This window comes from uncultured Capnocytophaga sp. (assembly GCF_963525585.1).
In the GTDB taxonomy this organism is placed as follows: Bacteria; Bacteroidota; Bacteroidia; order Flavobacteriales; family Flavobacteriaceae; genus Capnocytophaga.
This window is the reverse complement of record NZ_CAURLX010000011.1, coordinates 1-23,822: the sequence shown is the minus strand read 5'-3', so window position 1 is coordinate 23,822 and position 23,822 is coordinate 1. Positions and strand designations below refer to the sequence as shown.

General features: G+C 32.2%; 24 protein-coding genes and 1 pseudogene. 16 read left to right on the top strand and 9 right to left on the bottom strand.

Going from position 1 to position 23,822, the window contains the following annotated elements:
- Nucleotides 1–2: 2 nt before the first annotated feature.
- Entirely contained in the window at nt 3–1,970 is a 1,968-nt protein-coding gene (gene dnaG, locus RYK20_RS04240; protein ID WP_314894528.1) for a DNA primase, read from the bottom strand.
- A 150-nt stretch (nt 1,971–2,120) separates the two neighbouring features.
- On the opposite strand from dnaG, the gene pncA reads away from it, so the two are divergent.
- From pncA to RYK20_RS04215, 5 genes are all read left to right on the top strand, one after another.
- Nucleotides 2,121–2,717: a bifunctional nicotinamidase/pyrazinamidase gene (pncA, locus tag RYK20_RS04235; protein WP_314894527.1), complete on the top strand. Its 597-nt coding sequence runs from the start codon at nt 2,121–2,123 to the stop codon at nt 2,715–2,717.
- 12 nt (nt 2,718–2,729) lie between these two features.
- Complete coding sequence (locus RYK20_RS04230; RefSeq protein WP_314894526.1) at nt 2,730–3,584, top strand: glycosyltransferase family A protein; 855 nt, start codon at nt 2,730–2,732, stop codon at nt 3,582–3,584.
- A 97-nt stretch (nt 3,585–3,681) separates the two neighbouring features.
- Entirely contained in the window at nt 3,682–4,110 is a 429-nt protein-coding gene (locus tag RYK20_RS04225) for a GNAT family N-acetyltransferase (protein ID WP_314894525.1), read from the top strand.
- A gap of 26 nt (nt 4,111–4,136) precedes the next feature.
- Entirely contained in the window at nt 4,137–5,195 is a 1,059-nt protein-coding gene (gene aroB, locus RYK20_RS04220) for a 3-dehydroquinate synthase (RefSeq protein WP_314894524.1), read from the top strand.
- Nucleotides 5,196–5,237: 42 nt separating this feature from the next.
- Nucleotides 5,238–6,233, top strand: a complete 996-nt coding sequence (locus tag RYK20_RS04215) for a glycosyltransferase family 2 protein (RefSeq protein WP_314894523.1) — start codon at nt 5,238–5,240, stop codon at nt 6,231–6,233.
- Here the strand turns inward: RYK20_RS04215 and RYK20_RS04210 are convergent.
- From RYK20_RS04210 to RYK20_RS04185, 6 genes are all read right to left on the bottom strand, one after another.
- Nucleotides 6,230–7,540 carry an AMP-binding protein gene (locus RYK20_RS04210; protein ID WP_314894522.1) on the bottom strand — a complete coding sequence of 437 codons (1,311 nt, stop codon included), beginning with the start codon at nt 7,538–7,540 and terminating at the stop codon, nt 6,230–6,232. The genes RYK20_RS04215 and RYK20_RS04210 overlap by 4 nt on opposite strands.
- A gap of 11 nt (nt 7,541–7,551) precedes the next feature.
- Nucleotides 7,552–8,166: a ribosome biogenesis GTP-binding protein YihA/YsxC gene (gene yihA, locus RYK20_RS04205; RefSeq protein ID WP_314894521.1), complete on the bottom strand. Its 615-nt coding sequence runs from the start codon at nt 8,164–8,166 to the stop codon at nt 7,552–7,554.
- The gene (locus tag RYK20_RS04200) at nt 8,167–8,931 is read right to left on the bottom strand and encodes an alpha/beta hydrolase (RefSeq protein ID WP_311455580.1); all 765 of its coding nucleotides are present in this window, start codon (nt 8,929–8,931) and stop codon (nt 8,167–8,169) included. It abuts the gene before it with no gap.
- A 115-nt stretch (nt 8,932–9,046) separates the two neighbouring features.
- Nucleotides 9,047–10,627 (bottom strand): SPOR domain-containing protein, encoded by a 1,581-nt coding sequence (locus tag RYK20_RS04195; RefSeq protein ID WP_314894520.1) that lies wholly within the window; start codon nt 10,625–10,627, stop codon nt 9,047–9,049.
- Nucleotides 10,628–10,663: 36 nt separating this feature from the next.
- A complete protein-coding gene (gene thiL / locus RYK20_RS04190; RefSeq protein ID WP_314603168.1) occupies nt 10,664–11,710 on the bottom strand; it encodes a thiamine-phosphate kinase in 1,047 nt (348 codons plus the stop codon).
- Nucleotides 11,711–11,790: 80 nt separating this feature from the next.
- Nucleotides 11,791–12,192 (bottom strand): thioesterase family protein, encoded by a 402-nt coding sequence (locus tag RYK20_RS04185; RefSeq protein ID WP_314894519.1) that lies wholly within the window; start codon nt 12,190–12,192, stop codon nt 11,791–11,793.
- Between the two features lie 165 nt (nt 12,193–12,357).
- Between RYK20_RS04185 and dnaA the strand changes: the two genes are divergently transcribed.
- Nucleotides 12,358–13,785 (top strand): chromosomal replication initiator protein DnaA, encoded by a 1,428-nt coding sequence (dnaA, locus tag RYK20_RS04180; protein ID WP_297977777.1) that lies wholly within the window; start codon nt 12,358–12,360, stop codon nt 13,783–13,785.
- Between the two features lies 1 nt (nt 13,786).
- Complete coding sequence (locus RYK20_RS04175) at nt 13,787–14,251, top strand: low molecular weight protein-tyrosine-phosphatase (protein ID WP_314803068.1); 465 nt, start codon at nt 13,787–13,789, stop codon at nt 14,249–14,251.
- 51 nt (nt 14,252–14,302) lie between these two features.
- Here RYK20_RS04175 and RYK20_RS04170 read toward each other — a convergent pair whose 3' ends face one another.
- Entirely contained in the window at nt 14,303–15,163 is an 861-nt protein-coding gene (locus tag RYK20_RS04170) for a YicC/YloC family endoribonuclease (RefSeq protein WP_314894518.1), read from the bottom strand.
- Nucleotides 15,164–15,298: 135 nt separating this feature from the next.
- On the opposite strand from RYK20_RS04170, the gene RYK20_RS04165 reads away from it, so the two are divergent.
- From RYK20_RS04165 to RYK20_RS04155, 3 genes are all read left to right on the top strand, one after another.
- Nucleotides 15,299–16,558, top strand: coding sequence for a sigma-54-dependent Fis family transcriptional regulator (locus tag RYK20_RS04165; RefSeq protein WP_297978419.1), 1,260 nt, complete (start codon nt 15,299–15,301; stop codon nt 16,556–16,558).
- A 72-nt stretch (nt 16,559–16,630) separates the two neighbouring features.
- Entirely contained in the window at nt 16,631–17,905 is a 1,275-nt protein-coding gene (locus tag RYK20_RS04160; RefSeq protein ID WP_311455590.1) for a M64 family metallopeptidase, read from the top strand.
- A gap of 29 nt (nt 17,906–17,934) precedes the next feature.
- Nucleotides 17,935–19,230: a hydroxymethylglutaryl-CoA reductase, degradative gene (locus tag RYK20_RS04155; RefSeq protein WP_314894517.1), complete on the top strand. Its 1,296-nt coding sequence runs from the start codon at nt 17,935–17,937 to the stop codon at nt 19,228–19,230.
- Here RYK20_RS04155 and holA read toward each other — a convergent pair.
- On the bottom strand, nt 19,227–20,228 hold the full coding sequence (gene holA, locus RYK20_RS04150) for a DNA polymerase III subunit delta (RefSeq protein ID WP_314894516.1): 1,002 nt from the start codon (nt 20,226–20,228) through the stop codon (nt 19,227–19,229). The two genes, RYK20_RS04155 and holA, sit on opposite strands and share 4 nt — an antisense overlap.
- 43 nt (nt 20,229–20,271) lie before the next feature.
- Here holA and RYK20_RS04145 point away from each other — a divergent pair, with 43 nt between their 5' ends.
- From RYK20_RS04145 to RYK20_RS04120, 6 genes and pseudogenes are all read left to right on the top strand, one after another.
- Nucleotides 20,272–20,718, top strand: a complete 447-nt coding sequence (locus RYK20_RS04145; protein ID WP_314894515.1) for a type I restriction enzyme HsdR N-terminal domain-containing protein — start codon at nt 20,272–20,274, stop codon at nt 20,716–20,718.
- A 68-nt stretch (nt 20,719–20,786) separates the two neighbouring features.
- Nucleotides 20,787–21,380, top strand: a complete 594-nt coding sequence (locus tag RYK20_RS04140; RefSeq protein WP_297978450.1) for a lipoprotein signal peptidase — start codon at nt 20,787–20,789, stop codon at nt 21,378–21,380.
- Nucleotides 21,381–21,618: 238 nt separating this feature from the next.
- Nucleotides 21,619–22,047 carry a hypothetical protein gene (locus RYK20_RS04135; RefSeq protein ID WP_297978451.1) on the top strand — a complete coding sequence of 143 codons (429 nt, stop codon included), beginning with the start codon at nt 21,619–21,621 and terminating at the stop codon, nt 22,045–22,047.
- Nucleotides 22,048–22,119: 72 nt separating this feature from the next.
- The gene (locus tag RYK20_RS04130) at nt 22,120–22,455 is read left to right on the top strand and encodes a heavy metal-associated domain-containing protein (RefSeq protein ID WP_314894514.1); all 336 of its coding nucleotides are present in this window, start codon (nt 22,120–22,122) and stop codon (nt 22,453–22,455) included.
- 16 nt (nt 22,456–22,471) lie between these two features.
- Nucleotides 22,472–22,903 (top strand): Rrf2 family transcriptional regulator, encoded by a 432-nt coding sequence (locus RYK20_RS04125; protein ID WP_297978453.1) that lies wholly within the window; start codon nt 22,472–22,474, stop codon nt 22,901–22,903.
- Nucleotides 22,904–23,267: 364 nt separating this feature from the next.
- A pseudogene (locus tag RYK20_RS04120) lies at nt 23,268–23,822 on the top strand (hypothetical protein); the annotation flags it as partial.

Sequence of the window (23,822 nt, the reverse complement as noted above, 5' to 3'; positions counted from 1 at the left end):
CATTACATATTCCACCCTAAACGCTTTACTATAGTATTTTTAAGTGTATTATATTCAATTACTTCAAGGAAAATAGAAGAAGGGTCTTTATCCTCATTTTCTAGGATAGAGATTTCTTCTTTTAGAGTTTTTATTTTATTGTCAATTAATCTTTTGCGTAGATTTAGGATAATTCCTGTGATAGTATAAGGAAGCTCCTCTATTTTGGACTTGACAACGACCCCTTTTTTACTAAACCATTTATCTAGATGAAGGCTTTCTTCTTGAGCTTGAAATGAAGCGACTTGATTGGCTATTTCAAGAGGGATTTCATTGATAATTGAAGATGTATCTTGTAATCCTTCTTGGAATTTCTTCATAAAAAAAGTATAAAAATCTCTAAATTCAGGAGTGCTTAACTCTATTTCATCAGCTTGTAGCTCTAAGAATAATTTCTCAAAAACTTTCATTTTTTGTGAGAATATTTGTGTTTTTTCTTCTCCTGTTTCTTTATCAAAGAAAAGAAACTTTTCTTCAAAAGTACATTCTTCAAGGCCATATAATAAAAGATATCTGATGAGTTCTTTTTCTAATGTTAGAATAGGGTTGATTTCCTGAGGAACTATAACGGAGAGAGGTTTCGGTTCCTTTTTGGATCTCTGGAGTTCTTTATCAGCCTTAAGAAGTTGTTGCTGGGATATTTGAGAAAGAGAAGCAAAAAGAACTTGTTCTGATATATCCATAATTTGAGCACACTCACGGATGTATATCTCTTTTTTGATATTATCGCTTATCTTAGAGATACTCTCAATCATATTTCGGATTGTATCAGCACGCTTAAGAGGGTCATTATTTGCTTCTTTGATTAATAATGATGCCTTGAATCGGATAAAATCTTGTATATTCTCCTTAAAATACTCTAAAATATCTTCTAATGGATTCTTTTTAGCAAAACTATCAGGGTCATCTCCGTCAGGAAAGGTACAAATGCGTGCATTCATTCCTTCTGCTAGTATCATATCACCAGCCCGCAGAGCTGCTTTTAGTCCAGCTGAATCTCCATCATAAAGGATTGTAATATTGGGTGTAAATCGGTGTATTAGGCGTATCTGTTCTTGAGTAAGAGCTGTACCGCTTGAGGCTACTGTGTTCTTGATTCCTCTTTGATATAGCTGAATTACATCAGCATATCCTTCTACTAAGTAACAGTTATCTTCTTTACTAATAAAGCTTTTAGCTTGGAAAAGACCATATAAGATATTACTTTTATGATAAATTTCACTTTCTGGGGAGTTGAGGTACTTGGCTAATTTTTTTTCAGTGGAAAGAATACGTCCTCCAAATCCAAGAACACGCCCGCTCATAGAGAGAATAGGGAAAATTACACGTCCTCTGAAGCGGTCTAGTTTGTGTTGTTGCTCATCTACAATGGTAAGTCCTGTTTTTTCAAGAGATTCCAATTTTATTCCTTTTTTAAGAGCTGTATCGGTGAAGGCACTCTTTTGGTCAATAGCATATCCTAATTGGAAAGTTTTTATAGTCTCATCAGTGAAAGCTCTTTCTTTAAAATAAGTCATACCTATGGCTTTTCCCTCTTCACTTTCTAATAATGATTGGTGGAAAAAATCTCTAGCAAAATCATTTGCCAAGAATAATTTTTCTTTTTCATTGGCTTTTTCCTTTTCTTCATCATTTAGTTCTGTTTCTTCCAATTCAATATTATATTTTTTTGCTAAATATCGAATGGCTTCTATGTAGGAAAAATGTTCGTGTTCCATCAGGAAAGCAATAGCATTTCCCCCCTTGCCACTACTGAAATCCTTCCAGATTTGCTTAGAGGGAGATACAGAAAAGCTTGGAGTGCGTTCGTTAGTAAAAGGGCTTAATCCTTTGTATCCAGAACCTGCCCGTTTTAGCTGTACAAAATCACCAATAACTTCTTCTATACGAATAGCATCATATACCTTATCTATGCTTTCTTTGGTAATCATTATTATTTGTTTTTGATACTCAATAAGGTATGAATTCTTATTTGCATCTATATTATTTCAGGAGACAAAGGTAAAAAAATTTGTTTATATTGGCAATAAATTGTATCTTTGTACCTAAAAGGTGTTTAATTTATTTATTCTTATTAACTTATGTCTAAAGTACTTATATTAATAGATATTCAAAATGATTTTATCACAGGTAGCCTACCAGTTCCTAATGGACAGTCTATAATAAGTCCTGTGAATCAGCTTATTACTGAATTTGGTCACGTTATAGCTACCCAAGATTGGCATCCTGAGAATCATTTTAGCTTTTTTACACAGCATAAAGATAAAAAAGCCTTTGATTCAGTAACTAAAGATGATTATATTCAGACACTTTGGCCTCCACACTGTGTGCAAGGAAGCTCAGGAGCTGATTTCTGTCCAGAATTACACACTAATACTGTAGCAGCTATATTCCGAAAAGGAATGGATCCTAATATAGATAGTTATAGTGCTTTTTTTGATAATCAAAAGCTAAAAGACACAGGACTTAATGGATATTTGAAAGGATTAAACATTAAGGAGCTTCATTTTGTAGGCTTGGCAGCAGATTATTGTGTATATTTTTCGATGATAGATGCCTTGAATCTTGGGTATTCTGTTTTCTTGCACGAAAAATGTACTCGAGCTATCAGTCAAGAACAGTTTGAAGCTCAGAAAAAGGAGCTTATCACCTATTCGAACTTCACTTTGCTTCCATAAATATCTAAGAAGATGCGATTTGGGATAATTATTCCTGCTCATAATGAAGGAAAGTTTTTGTCTTTAACTCTTGATTCTTTATTAGCACAGACCTATTTACCTTATCAAATAATCGTTATAGATGATAATTCCTCTGATAATACTCAGGAGGTATTATCTTTTTATTGTCAAAATTATCCTAATATACAGAGTAATTACCGTAATTCCTCTATTTCTAGGTTGCCAGGAGCGAAAGTTGTACAAGCTTTTAATTCAGGACTCTCAATGCTAGAAGAGGTCGATATTATATGTAAGTTTGATGCAGACCTTATTTTCCCTTCTAATTATTTAGAAACACTTAATAACTATTTTATAAATAACCCTAAAATAGGAATATGTGGAGGTGTTTGTAGTATAGAAAAAAAAGGGGAGTGGGTGCTAGAGAGCCTTACCAATAAAAACCATCTTAGAGGAGCCTTAAAATCTTATAGAAAAAGTTGCTTTCAAGCCATAGGAGGGCTAAAAGAAGCAATGGGGTGGGATACCGTGGATGAATTATTAGCTCTGTACCATCAATGGGAAGTAAAAGTAGATGATAGCCTGATAGTTAAGCATCTGAGACCTACAGCAAGTGCTTATAACAAGCAATCCCAATATATGCAAGGAGAGATGTTCTATCGATTGCGTTATGGTTTTTTTCTTTCTTTCCTAGCAAGCCTTAAGTTGTCATATAAAAAGAGAAAATTTTCTTTATTTATTGATTATATAATTGGATATTTTAGAGGAAAGAAGCTAAATAATCCCTTTTTAGTCACTGAGGAAGAAGGAGAATGGATTAGAAGTTATAGAAAAAAGATGATTTTAAAAAAAATATTATTGAAAAAATAGAAATTAAGAAGGGTAAATGGAGGAAAAATATTTTAGAAAAGCAGAAATTTCAGATTTTAAATGTGTTTGGGATATTATTCTATTTGCAAAAGAGTCTATGAAACAAAAAGGAAGCCAACAATGGCAAGATGGCTATCCTTTTGAGAAAACTATAAAGAATGATATAGCACAAGGATATGCCTATGTAGTTACTTTAGAACAGGAAATTATAGCTTATGTAGTAATCAGTCACAAGGAGGAACCTACTTACAAAGAAATAAAAGGGGCTTGGCTTAATAATGAGCCTTATACAGTGATACACAGAATGGCTGTAGGGGAGAAAGGCAGAGGGAAAGGGATTGCCTCTTACATAATGGATCAGGCTGAAGAAATTTCTATGGAAATTTCTATTTTTTCAATTCGAGTAGATACAAATTTTGATAATTATGTGATGAAACATATTTTAGAAAAGAAAAATTATGCTTATTGTGGTATAATTCAGGTGAGAGATGGAGAAAGAGAGGCTTTTCAGAAAAATTTAAGATAGATTTCTATGACTAATTTTACAAACTAATGAAAGAGATAAAAACAAAAGAATATACGATTTATTTTGGAGAAGATGGATATAAATATTTATCAGAGTGGATTAATAAGGAAAAATATTCTAAAATATTTTTAATTTCGGATACTAATACTCACGAATGTTGCGTCTATACATTTCTACAGAAATTCCCTTTTGAAGTAGAAATTATAGAAGTGGAAGCAGGGGAGGAGAATAAGAATTTGGAGACTTGTATCTCTCTCTGGAATGCACTTTCTGATTTAGGGGCAGATAGGAAAAGCTTGCTTATAAATATAGGAGGAGGAGTTATTACTGATATGGGAGGTTTTGTTGCTTCTACTTTCAAAAGAGGCATTGATTTTATTAATATACCAACTACCCTTTTAGCGATGGTGGATGCTTCTATAGGAGGAAAAACAGGAGTAGATTTGGGAGTTTTGAAAAATCAGGTAGGGATTATCAATAATCCTAAACTTCTTCTCATAGATATAAACTATCTTAATACACTTCCTAAAGAGGAGTTTCGCAGTGGACTTGCTGAAATGTTCAAGCACGGTCTTATTCAATCCTCTTTTTATTGGGAAAAAATGAAACATTTGGATACATTTACTACCGAAAATCTTGAAGAAATTATCTTTGAATCGATAGAAATTAAGAATAAAATTGTATCTGAAGATCCAAAAGAGCAAAATATACGTAAAATATTGAATTTTGGACATACTCTGGGACATGCTATTGAATCATATTCAATAAAACATAGGGAAAAGAGATTATTACACGGAGAAGCTGTCGTTATAGGAATGATCTTAGCTTCATTTCTATCCTATAAAACACTTGATTTTCCTATGAGTAAGCTCAATGAGATAAAAAAAACGCTATTAGAATATTTTCCCAAGGAGAATTTTACTTCAGCAGAAATTGATAAAATTCTTAAATTTCTTAAGTATGATAAGAAAAATGCTTATGGTCATATTTATTTTGTCTTACTTAAAGATATAGCTACTCCTATATGGAACATAGAAGTTGAAGAAAGTGTTATCTATGAAGCTTTTGATTATTATCTCGAATAGTTTTACTTTGGAGAAAATAAGGAGACACAAAAATATTTTAATATGAAATTAGCTGTAGTCATTCTTAATTGGAATGGAAAGCATCTTCTAGAGAATTATTTACCATCAGTAATTTCCTATTCTAAAGAAGCTAAAATATATATTATAGATAATGCTTCAACAGATGATTCTATAAATTTTCTGAAAAATAATTTTCCAGAAGTAACAATTATCCAAAATTCTAAAAACTATGGTTATGCGAAGGGGTATAATGAAGGACTCAAAAGGATAGATGCTGATATTTATTGCTTACTTAATTCCGATGTAGAGGTAACTCCAGATTGGATAACGCCTATAATTTCTATTTTTGAAGAAAATAAAGAAATTGCTATTATACAGCCTAAAATAAAGTCTTATAACAATAGAAGTTTATTCGAATATGCAGGTGGGGCAGGTGGATATATAGACAAATATGGTTTTCCTTTTTGTAGAGGGCGTATTTTTGATACTTTAGAAGAGGACAATGGACAATATAATGATGATAGAGAGATTTTTTGGGCTTCAGGAGCATGTTTTTTTATCAGAAAATCTGTATTTCTGGAATTAAATGGATTTGATGAAGATTTTTTTGCTCATCAGGAGGAGATTGATCTCTGTTGGAGAGCCTTACATAGGGGGGATAAGGTATATTACACAGGTAAGTCTGAAGTATTTCATCTGGGGGCAGCAACTTTATCATACGAAAATCCTAAAAAGGTATATCTAAACTTTCGTAATAGTCTTTTTACGCTTTTAAAAAATCTTCCTAAGGAAAGATTAATTTTTATTATTTTCTTTAGGATGGTTCAGGATGGAATAGCGGGTATTTACTTTGTTTTTCAAGGGAAATTAATAAATACTATAGCTATCATAAAAGCACATTTTTCATTTTATAGATATATAGTTCATTTTTATCGAAAGAGAGAAAAATCAGTACAAAAAAATTATTTTCTTGTACAATCCATTATTTATCTTTATTACATCAGAAAAATAAAACTCTTTAAAAACATCAAAAATTAGAATACATTCTTATCTTTTATACGTTTATCTATGAATTTCAAAGGTTTTCGATTGCCTTTTGGATAGAGTTGTTTTTCTAAATCTTCAATTTTATGAAATTCTATTTTAGGAACAACGCGTATTTTTGCTCGGAAATGATCTGCAATCTCTTCTTTCAGTCTTTCGCTAGGAGTGTGAGAACCTATTTTTATGAGAATTTCATCGGTTAGGATTTCATTATTACTGATTTCAATAATGTAATTTTCTATTTGTCCAAAAGAAGAAAGCAAATCCATTAATACAGGAGGATATAGGGTTGTGCCTTTATATTTGATCATTTGTTGTTTTCTTCCCAAAACAGGGCTCACTCTGAGGGTATTTCTTCCACAAGAACAAGTTCCTTCATACAGAGTAACTATATCTCCTGTACGAAAGCGAAGAAGAGGCATTCCCTCTATCCCAAGAGTCGTTATTGTAAGTTCTCCATATTCTCCGTAGGGAAGTGATTTTCCATTTTCATCTAATACTTCAGTGATAATTAGCTCAGGATGATGATGTCCTCCTCTTTTATGATTACATTCAGTAAATGTTGTACTCATTTCAGTAGAGGCATAGGTGGAAAATAGTTCAATAGAAGGCCATTTTTCCATAATTTTCTTAGTAAGCAGATTTGGGGAAAAATCCTGAAGACGAAGAGCTTCTCCTATACAAATGACTCCTTTTACAGAGGAATTTAAGTAATCAATGTTATTTTTCTCAGCATATTCTATCATTTTTAATAGAAATGAAGGAACAGCTATTAGGAATTTTGGATTGTGAGAAGTAATAGAGTCCCATTGCAACTCGGGAATACCAGCTCCTACTCGAATAATACTTGCTCCGAGCTTACGAATTCCCAAAAAGTAGGCTAGCCCTGCCATAAATCTCCGGTCAATAGTAGTCATAAGCTGTACAATATCTCCTTTTTGGATACCAGCACAATTGAGCGAAATAGCTTCATTATATGCTAATCTGTCTAAATCATTTTCAGTTAATCCAAAAGTTACGGGGAGCCCTAAAGTACCAGAGGTAGCAGCATAATCTACAATAGCTGTAGGAGGTACACATAGAAAATCTCTATTGTGTTGTTGTAAATCATCTTTGGAAGTAGAGGGGATTTTGCAAAGATCTTCTAGAGTGGTAATCTGTGAAATATCTATAAAGTTCTCTCTGAAGAGTCGTTGATAATAAGGAGAATATTTGTTCAGATAGTGTAATAACTCTTGTAATTTTTTCTCTTGAAACTGCTTGATTATTTCTTTGCTTTGTCTTTCTATATCTGGTATCATTATTTGCCTGATTAAAAGATATTTTTTTCTTTTAGAGAGGAGTTTATTTCTTCTATGTATGTAAGAAGTTCTGTTCTACCTGTTTTATTCTCTGACGATGTTATGAAGAAAGGAGGAATGCCCTCCCAGTTCTCTAATAATTTCTTCTTATACCTATCTATATTGTCCGTGATAGATTTTTCTGTTAATTTATCAGCTTTGGTAAAGATAATCGAAAAAGGAATAAGGTTCTCACCTAACCATTGCATAAATTCTAAATCAATCTTCTGAGGTTCAAGACGGATATCGACAAGAACAAAAGCACAGACTAATTCCTTACGTTTTTTGAAATAATCAGTGATAAATTTCTGGAAAGTTTTTTTAGATTGCTTAGAAACTTGTGCATAACCATATCCAGGCAAATCAACTAAGTACCAGTTTTTATTAATTAGGAAATGGTTGATTAATTGAGTTTTTCCAGGTTTAGAAGACGTTTTAGCAAGCCCCTTGTGATTAGTAAGCATATTAATAAGAGAAGACTTTCCCACATTGGAGCGTCCAATAAAAGCATACTCAGGAAGTGAGTGCGTAGGACACTTTTTTACATCTGTGTTACTTATTACAAAGGTAGCCTGCTTAATTTCCATTTATAAATTATTGTTAGATAACCAACTAAGAAGATGATTATTGAATTCATCAGGATGTTCCATCATAGGAGCGTGCCCACACTTATCAATCCAGATAAGAGTAGCATTAGGGAGTAATTCATAGAATTCTTCGGCTACTTTAGGAGGTGTTACAGGATCATTTTTCCCCCAGATAAGGCAAGTAGGAGTCATCATTTTAGGGAGATCTTTTGCCATATTATGCCGAATAGCACTCTTAGCGATAGAGAGTGTTTTGATTACTTTACCTCTATCATTAACAATAGAAAATACCTCATCTACAAGTTCTTTAGTAGCAACCTTAGGATCATAGAATACATCTTCACATTTTTTCTGGATAAATTCATAGCTTCCTCTTTTGGGATAGCTATCACCCATAGCACTCTCATATAGCCCAGAACTTCCTGTTAGGATGAGTCCCTTCACTTTCTGAGGATGAAGCTTGGTATATAATAAAGCTATATGCCCTCCCAAAGAATTTCCTAAGAGAATAACTTCTTCAAATCCTTTGTAAGTAATGAATCTTGCTAACCAATTTGTTAAATTTTTCACAGTACTTGAGAGCAAAGGTAAATCATAAATAGGTAGCTCTGGAGCAATTACTTTGTATTTATTTGAAAAAAAGTCAATGACTTTATCAAAGTTACTAAGCCCTCCCATTAGTCCGTGTAAAAGAATTATAGGAGAACCTTCTCCCTTTTCTATATATGAAAATTTGTCTTCTTTTTTTCGAAATAAATTTATCATTACTAATCAAATTCTGAGACTACAAAAGTATGAAATATTTATCAAATCTATGGTGTTTGATATAAAAAATATTTTCAATAAAATATATGATTCCTTATTATTGATTTTCTGATACTTATTCCACAATTAGTATCCAAACATCTTTCATTTTTTCAAGTTCAGGCTTTCCATTTTTTATACTATTGACTTCTTTTTGCTTTTTTAAAGCTTCTTCATAGGAAGAAACATAGTATGAATAAGCATAGTATAGGTTCTTGGTAGGGTAGAAGAAGGAACCTTCAGCGTGAACGCCTTTTTGCCTTAAGTTAAACATATATTTTTCAGCATTTTGCTTATTAGAATATGCTCCAAGTATTAGGTAGAATCCTTTTTTTACATTTTCAGCACTTATTCTATGAACATTGGAAGGAATAGTTTCAGGCTTATTAGGTGCCACACTAGTATTTGTAGTATTGTTTTTAGGTGTTGCTGGCTGAGAAACGTTAGAGATGGGAGAACTTTCTTTTGGAGTCGTTTGAGCTACATTATCTGTAGGCGTAGCGACTGGTTTTTGGGTAGGTTTCCCGAGAATTTTATCTACTTCGGCGTCTCTTAGAGAGATATTTTCTTCTGTATCAATAGCAAGACCTAGTAAAAAAGTATAGAAATTATTCTTAGTCGTACTGAAATTAACTCTCAGAAAATCTCCTCCAATGGGAAATATTTCAAAATCATAGTTAGGAACTTCTAGTGAAAAAATATCAAAACCTAATGTGTTTTTACTATTAGGCTTTCTGTTTTCCCAATAGTCTTCTGCATAAGTGACAGAACTATTTAGGAAATTTTTAACTTTTCTTGTTTTTGTTTCTAGATAAACGCCTACTTTTTTAGAAAAAACACCTATTTTATTCTCTCCTTGTTGGAGATCAGCATCCAGAGCCCCTCCTATAAGGATAGGGAAGACCTCTTTTCTACTAGAAGGGATTTTGAAATTATTGAAAATAATATCTTTACTATTTTTGACTTCTATAAATCCATCTTTTACTTCTATTTTTCTAAGCGGATCTTGTGTATTTTCGTACGCAATTACTAAAGACCAACCAGCACAAGCCCCCTCCTCAATGGAGCCTTTTGCCGAACGAATATTGGCTACAGTATAGTCTCCATCATATCTTTTAGCATTCTGAACCAAAGAAGTAATATCTGCGAAAACGATATAGGGAGCATTTTTTTCTATAAATCGAGAGTCAGTATTTCCATCAAATACAAATTCTCCTTTTATTGGAGTATATTTCCCTTTAGGAAGCTTTAATAAGACCTCCTCAACAGGTTCTCTTCGAGTATCGACTATAGAGATTTTATCTCCTTTTTTCTCTCCTCGTTCAAAAGGATAAGTGGCTGTCCAATAAAGTCCTGCAAATAAAATTTTACTTTTTTTAGGAATAATAACAGAGGATGAACTGGAAGAAAAAGTATGCTTATCTCTATCAATATCAATATATTCCATCGTTAAATCATCATTACTTCTACTTCCAGAAATATCATTATTAGGGTCATTGGCAGAGGTTTTCTTTTCTTGTCTATTCAATATATTATTTCCTGTAACAAAAAGACTTCCTTTTGCAAGGACTTTATAACGAGTGGTTAGTGTGTCACTTTCTTGAGCGGTTATAGCTGTTATAAATGTTAAAAAAATAAAATAAAAAAATGTTTTCATAATGATTGTTTTAATTATTAACTGAAAAACTAAATATTATTGCCTAAAAGAATTCCATCCTCTGGCGACTAATGGAATAGCTTCATTATTACGAGTAATAAGATTACAACCTTGAGAATAATCAGTAATATAACCAATTACACTAAGATTGGGATTTCCTTTAATTTTATCATAATCGGATGGAGAAATTGTAAAAAGTAATTCATAATCTTCTCCTCCACTAAGAGCTATCATTGTACTACTTAATTCAAATTCCTCACAAGCATTTATCAAAGTAGGATCCAGAGGAATTCTCTCTTCCATCAGCCTACAACCTACTTGGGATTGCTTGCATATATGTAATAATTCAGAGGAAAGTCCATCGCTAATATCCAACATTGCAGTAGGCTTAACCCCAAGTTTGTCTAATAATAAAACAATATCCTGACGGGCTTCGGGTTTTAATTGTCGTTCTATAAGATATTGGTAATTATCAAGATCAGGTTGTGAGTTTGGATTTATCTTGAATACTTCATTTTCTCTTTCTAACACCTGTAATCCCATATAAGCACCTCCTAAATCTCCACTAACTACGATTATGTCATTTTCTTTCGCTCCGTTTCGATAAGTAATTTTATCAGATGAAGCCTTTCCGATCGCCGTAATAGAAATAATGAGTCCTCGCGTAGAAGAGGTAGTGTCTCCCCCCACTAAGTCTACTTTGTAATGATTACAAGCAAGTCGAATTCCCTCGTATAATTCTTCTAGGGCTTCCAAAGGAAAACGATTAGAGACAGCTATAGAAACGGTTATCTGAGTAGCAATAGCATTCATTGCATAAATATCAGAAAGATTCACCATAACAGCCTTATATCCTAAGTGTTTCAGAGGAACATAAGCAAGGTTAAAATGCACTCCTTCAATAAGCAAATCTGTAGAAATGATAGCTTTTTCATTCCCAAAATCTATTACAGCTCCATCATCTCCTATTCCTTTAATAGTAGATGGATTTTCTATAGGAAAGTTCTTTGTTAGAATATCTATTAAACCAAATTCTCCTATTTCAGAAAGCTCTGTTCTAGATATATTCTTATTTTCAAGCATAATTTATGAGTGTTTTTCGCCACAAAGGTAATAAATAAATTACTAATTCCAATAATTTTGAAAGAATTAGGAAATAAATTTTAAAAAAGAATTTTTTCAAGGATAAAAGTAGGACATTTTATAGGTTTGAAAGATACCTTATCAACAAAAACAAGAGTAGTATTTGCTGAGATGATTAGGTCTCTATTTTCATTAAATATCTGATAATCAAAAATGATTTTTGAAGTAGGTTTTTCCCTTAATGAAGTCTCTATTGATAAAAGTTCGTCATATACAGCAGGCTTTTTATAATCAATGTGCAGAGAGACTACAGGTAACATAATTCCCATTTCTTCTAATTTTTTGTAAGAGATGCCTAAGCTACGAAGCCACTCTACTCTAGCAACCTCTAGGTATTGAGGGTAAACACCATAGTAGATAACTCCCATTTGGTCAGTTTCTCCATACCGAGTGCGAATTTGAAAAATAAATTTATCTTCCATAAAAATTAATGTAATTAATTGATAAACAAAACACTACTTATAAATGAATATGAACTATAAAAAAAGTTCAAAAAATTTTTTTTATTCAAAAAAAAGTTGCAACTTTGCCCCAATGATTTATTGCTTATTTTTTCAGACGCAAAAGTATAAAAATTATATCAACTAATGAATGCCAATGTAAGAAATATTTGGGAAAATTGTTTGTCCTTTATCAAAGATAATGTAACTGATGAAGTTTTTGAAGTTTGGTTCAAGCCAATAGAACCTGTGGAACTTAATTCAGATAATACATTAGTGATAATGGTACCTAGTATGTTCTTTATGGAATGGCTAGAGGATCATTATATTGATTTGATTTGGAGTGCATTGACTAAGGAATTAGGAACTCGTCCTAAATTGATTTATAATATCAAGATGGAGAATAATCCTAATAAAGTAGAGCAAGCTACAGAGCAATTACCTAGTACAAACCGAAAATCTAAAACAGATGTAGGGGGATTAGGTTATGGGCAGAAACCTCAAGAACCATTTAGTCCTTACGCAGTTCCTGGGATTAAGGAAGTGGAAGTAGATTCACAACTGAATCCTAATAAAAATTTTGATACTTTTATTGAAGGAGAAAGCAATCGTTTAGCCCGTTCAGCAGGGATGGCTATTACACAAAAGCCAGGTGGAACTTCTTTTAATCCGTTATTTATATTTGGTGGAGTTGGGCTTGGTAAAACTCACTTAGCTCACGCAATAGGAAATGAAATCCAAGAGAAATTTCCAAAGAAAAAAGTGTTATACATTGAGGCTGAAGATTTTACAAAGCAATATGCTGTTGCAGCAAAGAATAATAATCGTCCAGATTTTATTCATTTTTATCAGCAAATAGATGTTCTTATTATAGATAATGTACAATTCTTTGCTTCTAAGCAAGGAACACAAGATGTTTTTTTCCAAATATTTAATCATCTTCATCAGAATGGGAAGCAATTAATTCTAACTTCTGATAAAGCTCCAGTTGATATACAAGATGTAGAACAGCGCCTACTCTCTCGTTTTAAGTGGGGACTTTCAGCAGAATTACAAATACCAGATTATGAGACAAGAAAGCGTATTTTAGATGCTATTTTATACCGTGATGGTGTTCAGATGAGCGAAGAAATTGTGGATTATATAGCTCAAAATGTAAAAACAAATATCCGAGAACTTGAAGGAGTAAATACTTCTCTTATGGCTGAAGCTCTCTTTAATAAGAGAGAAATAACACTTGATTTGGCTAAAAAAGCAGTTGATAAGATTGTAAAAAATATAAAGAAAGAGATTACAGTAGAGTATATACAAGAGATTGTTTCTGAATATTTCCAGCTTACAGTGGAAGAATTACAGTCCAAGACAAGGAAAAGGCACGTAGTTCAAGCACGTCAGTTGGCTATGTTTTTTGCTAAAAAATATACAAAATTATCTCTTGCAAATATAGGAAAATATATAGGAAAAAGAGATCACGCAACTGTGTTACACGCTTGTAAAACAGTAGATAATCTCAATGAAACAGATAAGCAGTTTAGGAAATTCTTGTCAGATTTGACCTTAAAAATAAAGCAATAAAGTGAAGCAGATACGTATACTGATGGTCTGTTTGGGGAATATTTGTCGTTCTCCTTTGGCAGAGGGTGTATTACGTTCTATGTTAGACAAAAATTCTTTTTTAATAGATTCTGCTGGTACAGCAGGGTATCACATAGGAGATTCTCCAGATAAACGTTCTATTTGGGTTGGAAAGCAATATGGTATAGATATTTCATCCTTAAAGGCAAGAGTTTTTGTAAAGGAAGACTTTGAAAGGTTTGATTATATTTTTGTAATGGATAAGAATAATTATAGAGATGTTTTGAGCTTATCTAATTCCCAAGAACACAAGGAGAAAGTATCTTTCTTATTGGATAAACTTAATACCCCAATGAAGATGAAAGAACTACCAGATCCATACTATGGTGATGAAAAAGATTTCATATCTACTTATTTAGCAATAAAAGAAGCCTGTGAGGTAATTTCAAGTAAATTAAAGATATAGTTTTTAATTCTCAATTATATAGAGAACTCTACAAATTAGAGTTCTCTATAATTATAATATGTTCAATACTTGTTCTTTTATTTTCTCTAATTCATTCTTCATTAGAACTACAGTTTGTTGCATTTGGGCGTTATTAGCTTTAGAACCTAAAGTGTTTATTTCTCTTCCTATTTCTTGAGCAATGAATCCAAGTTTTCTTCCATTGGATTGAGCTTCCTCTAAGGTTGTTATAAAGTAGTTGAGATGATTCGCAAGGCGAACTTTTTCTTCTGTAATATCTAATTTTTCAAGATAAAAAATAATTTCTTGTTCAAAGCGATTTGCATCTACTCGTTCTTTAATTTCTTCAATTGACTTTTCCATACGATTACGTATTCCAGAAAGTCGTTCAATATCTATTATTTCTATTTGTTCTAAATATTTTCGGATATTATCAATACGTAACAAGAAATCTTTCTTTAGTATATTTCCTTCTGTAGAACGAAATTCTTTTAATTGTTCAAGAGCAAGGTAAAGATTCTTTTCTATTAGGCTAAACTCTTGTTCATCAACTTCTTCTAGTGGAGTGGTAAGTGCATCAGGCATACGTACAGCCATTTTAAGAAGTTCTACTTCTGGAGCCTCAGGAGTAATAAGTTGCATTTGCTTAATATATCCCTGAATTACAGGAATATTTAGAGAAGAAGAGGTGTTTTCAGATGAGTTCTCTATACTGAGGATAAAATCTACTTTACCTCGTTCTAGATAATCAGAGATAATTTTTCTAAGGAAGAGTTCTTTTTCTTTATATATCTGAGGGATACGGATATTGAGGTCTATGGATTTGCTATTAAGTGATTTTATCTCAAGGGTGATTTTCTTATTATACACTTGGAATGAGCTCTTTCCAAAACCCGTCATTGATTGTATCATATAACTATGTATTTGTAACTGCAAAGGTAATAAAAAATATTTTAGATAAGGCAAATATTCTTTGTAAATTGTGTATTGTAAATTAATTTTGTACATTTGCCAAGTTTTTATATTTTTAATTTAGGAATCCATAAAATGGACATTCAATCAGTAAAACAGCGTTTTGGCATCATAGGGAATGATGTTAAGCTAAACCTTGCTATAGAAAAATCTGTTCGTATTGCTTCTACGGATGTCTCTGTTCTTATAACAGGAGAGAGTGGGGTTGGAAAGGAGGCTTTTGCTAGGATTATTCATACACTTTCTAATAGAAAACACGGGAAATATATAGCCATTAATTGTGGAGCTATCCCAGAGGGAACGATTGATTCGGAGCTCTTTGGATTTAAGGCAGGGACTTTTACACATACAGGAAAAGAGGACAAAAAAGGCTACTTTGAAGAGGCTAATGGAGGGACTATCTTTCTGGATGAAGTAGGAGAGCTACCTCTTACAGCTCAAGTAAGGCTCCTACGTGTATTGGAGAATGGCGAATTTATCCGTGTGGGCGATTCCATACCTCGCAAAACTGATGTACGTATTGTGGCGGCGACTAATGTCAAAATGCAAGATGCTCTTAGGAAAGGGCTTTTCCGAGAGGATTTATATTATAGGTTAAATACAGTTGAAATTTTTCTTCCTCCATTGAGAGATAGAAAGGAAGATATTCACTTATTATTTAGGAAATTTGCTTCAGATTTTGCCCAAAAATACAGAATGCCTACTATTCAGCTCTCAGAGGGAGCTGTAAGGGAATTACTTCGTTATCGTTGGCCTGGTAATATTAGGCAACTTAAGAATATAGCTGAACAAATTTCTGTTGTAGAACAAAAACGTGAAATATCAGCAGAGACACTTCTTTCTTATTTACCTCAGGATGCAGGTAATAATCTTCCTGTTACTGTATCACAAGCTAAGGCAGAGAATGATTTTTCTTCAGAGAGAGAGATTCTCTATAAAGTTCTTTTCGATATGAGAAATGATTTGAATGATCTTAAGCAACTTACTTTCAAGCTCATTCACGAAGGAAATACGACTAAAGTACAAGAAGAAAACCAGAACTTAATACATAAAATATACGGTTCTCAGGAAGTTACTTATCCTAAAGATACTGATGAACCTACAATGATGCTTCTTGCTAACGAGAAAACATCCTCTATAATCAATAAACATAATAATTATGATTTTGCTGAAGAAATACAAGAAGAAGAGCCTATTTCATTGCAGGATAAAGAAGTTGAACTTATCCAAAAATCATTAGAAAGACATCGAGGTAAGCGCAAGGAAGCAGCTAAAGAGTTAGGAATTTCAGAGAGGACCCTTTATAGAAAAATTAAGCAATACAAATTAGAATAAATTTACTGCTAAAAAATTTCTTTTTATAGGGAAAAAATTGTATCTTTGCAAGGGAGATATAAATTTTTAATTATGAAAAACATATTTTTGCTTTCTTTCTTGATATTAAGTCATTGGTTGGGTAAAGCTCAAGTATCTTATGATACTTATTTTACAAAAGAATCTTTACGATTGGATTTTTATTTTTATGGAACTTCAGAGAACACCTTTGTATCTCTTAAAGGACTGAAGCAGGAGCCTTTTTTTGGAGGCTCATATACACACTTAATTCACCCTAATCAGGGAGAATATCGTATAGAAGTAAAAGATGCTAAGGAGAATAAAATAATATATTCCAAGGGGTTTAATACACTGGTAGAGGAATGGCAGAGTTCTGAAAAAGATAAAAATTCTGTACAAATATTTGAAATACCTCTACAAATACCTTTTCCTAAAGTGCCCATTATTGTAGAAATTTCTAGAAGAAAATATAGTGATGGATTATTCAAGAGCCTGTATTCCAAAGAAATACTTCCTGATGATTATCATATAATAAAAGAATCAATTCGAGAATATCCGGTAACAACAATCTTACATAACGGGGAGTCTAATAAAAAAGTTGACCTTGTTTTTCTACCAGAAGGCTATACTCAAAATGATATTCCTAAGTTTATCAGTGATGTGAAAAGAATGGTAGATTACCTTTTTACAATACCTCCATATGATAAACATAAACAAGATTTTAATATTTATGCTATAGAAGCTCCTTCTTTAGAGAAAGGAACAGATATAGATGGAGAAAGGATTTATAAAAATACATTGTTTGACACACACTTCTACACTTTTGATATTCCATATTATCTTACTTGTCCTTCTATTTTCAAAGTAGCTGATGTAGCAGGACAATTACCATATGATCAGATTTGTATTCTTGTCAATACTGATCAATATGGAGGAGGGGGATTTTATAATTTTCTAAATTTGGTTACAGCAGATGATCGGCTTTCTGATAAAGTATTTGTTCACGAATTTGGGCACGGATTTATAGGTCTTGCCGATGAATATTACTATGATACAGATATGGGAAATCGCTATAACTTGAAGCTGGAGCCTTGGGAAGCAAATATCACCACTTTGGTTGATTTTCAGAGTAAATGGAAAGATATGATGGATAAAAAGACTCCTATTCCTACACCCCGTACTGAAAAATATAAGAATAAAATAGGAGCTTTTGAAGGAGGAGGATATCTATCTAAAGGAATTTATAGTCCAATGCAGGATTGTAGAATGAAATCCAATGAGCCAAAAGGTTTTTGTCCTATTTGTACTCGAGCGATAGAACGAGTAATGCGTCTCTATACAGAATAAATTCAACAAATATCAGGTAAAAATACATTATGATAAAAGGTTTTTCCAAACTTAATAAACAAGAAAAGAGAAATTGGGTTTATAATAAATATCTATCGAATAATCTGCAAGAGTTAGAGATTTTTTCTAAATATGATTTATCAGATGAGAAGCTTCAATTGTTACACGATGATTTTATAGAGAATACAATTGGTAATTATCTGTTGCCTTTTGCTATAGCACCTAATTTTTCTATAGATGGACATTATTATACAGTACCTATGGTGCTGGAGGAAAGCTCTGTAGTTGCAGCTGTTAGTAAGGCAGCGAAGTTCTGGTCAGAACGAGGTGGTTTCAAGTGCGAGGTGCAGAGTATGGAAAAAGTAGGTCATATACATCTGTTTTATGAGGGGGATAAACAAATATTATTTAACTTTTTTAATCAAATAGAGCCTATATTGTATAAAGAAACAGAACCTCTCACTGAAAATATGCGTAAGCGAGGAGGAGGAATTTCTTCTATTATACTTAAGGATATGACTGATAATTTAGAACATCACTATCAAGTGTTTGTTACTTTCCTTACAGGTGATGCTATGGGAGCTAATTTTATTAACTCCTGCCTTGAGCAAATGACTCAAATAATAGAGAGAGAAGCTCTCATCCATCTTTCGGAAGGCTCTCTGGAGGTTCTTATGAGTATACTTTCTAACTATACGCCTCAATGTCTGGTACGGGCAGAAGTTTCTGCTCCTTTAAGTGAAATGACCTATAATGATATAGAAGGTAATATTTTTGCTAGGGATTTTGTTCGGGCTATCGCTGTAGCTGATGCAGATGTATATAGAGCGGTAACTCATAATAAAGGAGTGATGAACGGGGTAGATGCTGTAGTGATTGCCACAGGTAATGACTTTCGAGCAGTGGAGGCTGCCTGCCACGCCTATGCCTGTAGAGGAGGAAAATACAAGAGCCTTACACAGGCTTATATAAAGGAAGATAGATTTCATTTTAAAATAGAACTACCCTTAGCAATAGGAACTGTTGGAGGGCTTACTAAGCTTCATCCTATGGTAAAGATAGCTTTGAAAATTCTTGAGAATCCTACAGCTGAGATTCTTATGAAAATTATTGCTTGTGTAGGATTAGCTCAGAATTTCGCAGCTGTTAGCTCTCTTATTACTCACGGTATTCAGAAAGGGCATATGAAAATGCATCTGGTAAATATACTTAATCAATTAGGAGCAACTATTCAGGAAAAAGAACAGGTGATAGCACATTTCATAGATAAAACGGTTTCTCATAGAGAAGTAGTACAGTTCCTTAATCAACTAAGGAGTAGCTAAAAAATTATCTTTACTATAAGCTCCTTAAGAAGGTCATAATAGCTAATGGAACCACTCTCTACACCTTTACTCTTAAGATCTGTTTGCTTGATTACTTCCATACAAAAACTAATCTTTTTCAAAGGATAATTCATTGCAGCTACCTTGTAATCTTTTAGAAAGAAAGGATTGATACCCATTTCTCTTGCTAGTTCAGCATCAGCCTTTCCGATAGAGCTAGAATAGATAAATAATTTTTTGAAATACTGATATAAGTTCTCAGTAATCATAGGCATAGCATTGTCTTTCTGGTTTTCATTGAAATATTTGATAATCTGCATAGCTTTAGGAAATTCTTTTTTCCCAATAGCATTCTGTAGTTCAAATACATTGAAATCTTTACTAATACCTATATTTTCTTCTATATGAGAAGGAGTTATTTCTGTACCTTTAGGAAGAATAATCTTGAGCTTGTTCAGCTCATTAGCTATACGCCCTAAATCTATGCCAAGAAAGCTAACTAAGAGTTGGCTTGCCACTTGCGTAATGGTATAATTATTATCTTTCAAATACTTAGTAATCCATTTAAGGGTATCACTTTCATATAGCTTTTTGCTTTCTAGGGAAACATACTTATTAAGTTCCTTAGCCAATTTAGTTTTTCCATCTATTTTCCCATATTTATAACAGATTACTAAGAGGGTAGTAGGAGAAGGATTTTTCACATAAGGTTCTAAGTTGGCTATGGTTCTGTTAAGTTCCTTTGCCTCCTTAACTATAATGACTCTTCTTTCCGCCATCATAGGGTACTCACGGGCATAATGAATTAGAGCATCTATAGTAATATCTTTTCCATATACAATTTGTTGATTGAAAGCTTTTTCATCATCAGAGAGAACATTCCGCTCAATGTAATCACTGATAACATCAATAAAGAAAGGTTCCTCCCCATATAAATAATAAATAGGACTATAATTTTTCTTTTCTAATTCAGCTAAAATTTTTTCAACTTCATTCATTTTTTATATTCTTATATAATATACTTTTTGTATATTTGCACCTATGCAAATATTAAATTTCCCATTGTATGAATTTCGGTTCAAAAATAGTGAAAATAAATTATATATTTTTGATATAGTACGAAAAAAATTTGTCTCTCTTACTCCAGAGGAGTGGGTTAGGCAACATACAATACAATTTCTTTTAAAAGAAAAAAAATACCCTCAGTCCTTGATGAATGTAGAGAAGCAAATACAAGTAAATCAGCTAACTAAGCGGTATGATATTGTAGTTTATCGTTCAGATGGTAGCATTTTCCTAGCGGTGGAATGTAAAGCTCCTCAGGTGAAAATAACACAGCAAATTTTTGACCAAATAGCCCGCTATAATATGACTTTAAAGGCTGAAAACCTGATGGTTACCAATGGATTACATCATATTTTCTATCAAATAGATTATGTAAATCAAAAGTATGTATTTCTTGAGGAACTTCCTGATTTTTACAAATAAAACATTAAAAAAGTTATTACAAATCATTAAAAGTTGTATCTTTGCAGGCAAATTATTTTTTACTAAATATGAAATTATCACACGCTACTATTATTATATTCCTTATACTTTTATTAGATCAAGCAAGTAAAATTTATATCAAGACACATTTTATGATAGATCAGTCTATTCATATTTTTGACTGGTTTCATATACGCTTTGCCGAAAACCCAGGGGCTGCTTGGGGGATGGGAATCCCTGGTAAGTATGGAAAGCTTGCCCTAACTCTTTTCAGAATAGTAGCCATAATAGGAATTGGCTATTGGTTGTGGGACTCTGTAAGGAAAAAATCCTCAAAGATTTTAATTATTTCAATAGCTCTTATTTTTGCTGGAGCTCTAGGAAATATTATTGATTCCGTTTTCTATGGCGTTATCTTTGATACAAGTATAAATAATGTAGCAACCTTTATGAGTGAACATCCTTATGGTACTCTTTTTCACGGAAAGGTAGTAGATATGCTCTTTTTCCCTCTGATTGATACAATTCTTCCTGAATGGATACCTTATTATGGAGGAACAAGATTCACTTTTTTTGATCCTATTTTCAATATTGCAGACACATCAATCAGTATAGCTGTAGGATTGTTGATAATTTTTAATAAGGCTGCATTTAAGAAATAATTTTGATTTTCAATAATATTTATTTTATTTTAATTCACAATAAAATTATTTTCAGTATTATTTTTTTAGAATAATTAACGAATTTATTGTGGATATATTTGTATGAAGAAAATCATTTTGGAGGTGCTAAAATGATGATTTCAAAAATAATTGAAAAAAAAGTGACATTTTATTTTTAAATAAAAAAAAAGTTTATACCTTTGTGCAAAATTTGAACAAGTAAATAAAGAGTAATTTTATGGATACAAATCTATTTGAAACGTATGTAAAATCTATGCACCAAGAAGTGCCAGGATTTATCTCTATCACTGTGGTAAGTACAAATGATGGTAATACTATTGCTTATGAAGCAGCTAGTAGTGTAGATAACCGTCTTTCAAGTGCTTTCCAAGTAGAAATCTTAAGACAGGCTACTAAGGCATTAGGATATGTAGAAGGGCTTAATGATAAAAATATAGAACGTATTGAAATCGCCCTTAAAGAACAACTACACGTATTATTCTCATCAAATAATCGTCAGTTCTTAGTGCATCTTATCCTTGATGGTTCTAAGTATAATATCGCTATTACTAAGATGTTACACGAGAAGTTCTTCAAGGCAGTAGAAGAAAGCTATGTTCCTTCAACAGAAGAACAACAAACTGTAAGAAGAAGATTATTCTTCTAATATAGTTTACCTAACAATAAAAATGCTCTTCCAAGTGGAGAGCTTTTTTTCTATATTTTATTTGATATTATGATGAAAAAAATTATTTTATTATTTATTCTTTCGCTTTCTTTGGGTTGTTCTAATAATATTCCCAATAAGCAAAATGCTGATAATCATAAAGAATCTATCTCAAATGAAAACCTTACAAAAGTTTCCCTAGAGATAGAAGGAATGAGGTGCGCCAATGGTTGTGCGGCTAATATAGAGAAAAAACTATCTCAAACTCAAGGTGTTCAGTCAGCTAAAGTGGATTTTGAATCAAAGCAGGCTGTCATTTCCTATGATAAAGAGCAGGTTACAGAAAGTACTCTTATCTCCATCATTGAAGGAATGAACGGAGGAGACGCTTATAAAGTATTAAAATAACTAAAAAAATCTGATAATGCTTTCCAATTCAAGTAAATATGCTATAAATGCAGTCCTTTATCTGGCAGTTAATTCTTCTGTAGAAAATAAAATAGGAGTCCGAGAGATAGCAGAAGCACTACATATCCCTACAGCTTTTTTAGCTAAGTTACTACAAACTCTAGCAAAGAAAGAAGCTATTTGTTCTTCCAAAGGTCCTGGAGGAGGCTTTTATCTCACGGAGCAAAAGGCAAAAGCTCCTTTGGTGGATATCATTCATTATATAGATGGAATAGATAAGTTTGCTAATTGCCTTCTTGGATTAAGAAAATGTTCAGAAGAAACACCTTGCCCTATGCATTATGCTGTTTATCCTTTTAAATTACAATTCCTCCAAGAACTTCAAAAACATAGTATAGAATATTTTGCTGATAAAGTAAAAAAAGGAGAAACCTATTTATTGATATAACATTTTATTTGTTCTTGGAGTATAACTGCGTTTATAAGATTGAAAAAAACAATTATTTGAGCTACTAAGAAATAGAAAATAAAAAAAATAATCAATAAACGAACCACTTCTTATAATTTTCATTATCTTTGTAGAGGTTTAAAGGTTAAATATATTATGATATTTTCAGTGGTAAAACGTGTAATACTAGCCTTAACTTTTTAGCCAATGTGAAGTTCTTGATAAAAGTAAGCCTGATTACAAAATTTTTTTTGTGAGTAGGTTTGCTTTTTTCATTACTGAAATTTGAGTGTTTTTTTTTGCAAAAGTATGGAAAAAGGGAAAAATTGATTTTCATATATTATAAAAACATAAACAATATACAATGATAAACAAAGGGAAAAACACCAAGCTAAACGAAATAAGAAAAGGCTTTTGGGGTAAATCATTTCAGCCACTAAAAATAAACTTTATGAGATCTGTATTCTTATTTTTATTATTATTGAGCATTACTTGTAAGGGGCAACCCGTAGAAAGAGAAAAATTTGATTTTGAGTTATATAAAAAATATAAAGAGAATGGGTATCATTACATAAGAGAAAATGGAAATATTATTATAGCTATGGAGAAAGACGAAACTTTCAAAAAAAAAGGTGTTATAGAAGAAACATATTTTCAGGAAGAACTTGTGCACAAATATCCTTATTATTCAATTTATAAAGAATTCTATGAGGATGGATATATTAAAAAAGAAATGATGTCTGTGGGCATATATACTCATATAGGAAAAACGTTACTTTATGATAGAAAGGGCTCTCTCACTATCATAGATGAAGATAAAAAATTTGGGAAGATAAAGATCGATTATGTGATGAATTTTTTGCAGAAGAAAGGGATTATTGATTTAAAAACAGGGGCTGGCTGGTATGATAGTGAGTTT

Excerpts from the sequence above, each read along its gene's own strand:
- dnaG (WP_314894528.1), bottom strand. The coding sequence starts at position 1,970 with ATGATTACCAAAGAAAGCATAGATAAGGTATATGATGCTATTCGTATA.
- pncA (WP_314894527.1), top strand. The coding sequence starts at position 2,121 with ATGTCTAAAGTACTTATATTAATAGATATTCAAAATGATTTTATCACA.
- RYK20_RS04230 (WP_314894526.1), top strand. The coding sequence starts at position 2,730 with ATGCGATTTGGGATAATTATTCCTGCTCATAATGAAGGAAAGTTTTTG.
- RYK20_RS04225 (WP_314894525.1), top strand. The coding sequence starts at position 3,682 with ATGAAACAAAAAGGAAGCCAACAATGGCAAGATGGCTATCCTTTTGAG.
- aroB (WP_314894524.1), top strand. The coding sequence starts at position 4,137 with ATGAAAGAGATAAAAACAAAAGAATATACGATTTATTTTGGAGAAGAT.
- RYK20_RS04215 (WP_314894523.1), top strand. The coding sequence starts at position 5,238 with ATGAAATTAGCTGTAGTCATTCTTAATTGGAATGGAAAGCATCTTCTA.
- RYK20_RS04210 (WP_314894522.1), bottom strand. The coding sequence starts at position 7,540 with ATGATACCAGATATAGAAAGACAAAGCAAAGAAATAATCAAGCAGTTT.
- yihA (WP_314894521.1), bottom strand. The coding sequence starts at position 8,166 with ATGGAAATTAAGCAGGCTACCTTTGTAATAAGTAACACAGATGTAAAA.
- RYK20_RS04200 (WP_311455580.1), bottom strand. The coding sequence starts at position 8,931 with ATGATAAATTTATTTCGAAAAAAAGAAGACAAATTTTCATATATAGAA.
- RYK20_RS04195 (WP_314894520.1), bottom strand. The coding sequence starts at position 10,627 with ATGAAAACATTTTTTTATTTTATTTTTTTAACATTTATAACAGCTATA.
- thiL (WP_314603168.1), bottom strand. The coding sequence starts at position 11,710 with ATGCTTGAAAATAAGAATATATCTAGAACAGAGCTTTCTGAAATAGGA.
- RYK20_RS04185 (WP_314894519.1), bottom strand. The coding sequence starts at position 12,192 with ATGGAAGATAAATTTATTTTTCAAATTCGCACTCGGTATGGAGAAACT.
- dnaA (WP_297977777.1), top strand. The coding sequence starts at position 12,358 with ATGAATGCCAATGTAAGAAATATTTGGGAAAATTGTTTGTCCTTTATC.
- RYK20_RS04170 (WP_314894518.1), bottom strand. The coding sequence starts at position 15,163 with ATGATACAATCAATGACGGGTTTTGGAAAGAGCTCATTCCAAGTGTAT.
- RYK20_RS04165 (WP_297978419.1), top strand. The coding sequence starts at position 15,299 with ATGGACATTCAATCAGTAAAACAGCGTTTTGGCATCATAGGGAATGAT.
- RYK20_RS04160 (WP_311455590.1), top strand. The coding sequence starts at position 16,631 with ATGAAAAACATATTTTTGCTTTCTTTCTTGATATTAAGTCATTGGTTG.
- RYK20_RS04155 (WP_314894517.1), top strand. The coding sequence starts at position 17,935 with ATGATAAAAGGTTTTTCCAAACTTAATAAACAAGAAAAGAGAAATTGG.
- holA (WP_314894516.1), bottom strand. The coding sequence starts at position 20,228 with ATGAATGAAGTTGAAAAAATTTTAGCTGAATTAGAAAAGAAAAATTAT.
- RYK20_RS04145 (WP_314894515.1), top strand. The coding sequence starts at position 20,272 with ATGCAAATATTAAATTTCCCATTGTATGAATTTCGGTTCAAAAATAGT.
- RYK20_RS04140 (WP_297978450.1), top strand. The coding sequence starts at position 20,787 with ATGAAATTATCACACGCTACTATTATTATATTCCTTATACTTTTATTA.
- RYK20_RS04135 (WP_297978451.1), top strand. The coding sequence starts at position 21,619 with ATGGATACAAATCTATTTGAAACGTATGTAAAATCTATGCACCAAGAA.
- RYK20_RS04130 (WP_314894514.1), top strand. The coding sequence starts at position 22,120 with ATGAAAAAAATTATTTTATTATTTATTCTTTCGCTTTCTTTGGGTTGT.
- RYK20_RS04125 (WP_297978453.1), top strand. The coding sequence starts at position 22,472 with ATGCTTTCCAATTCAAGTAAATATGCTATAAATGCAGTCCTTTATCTG.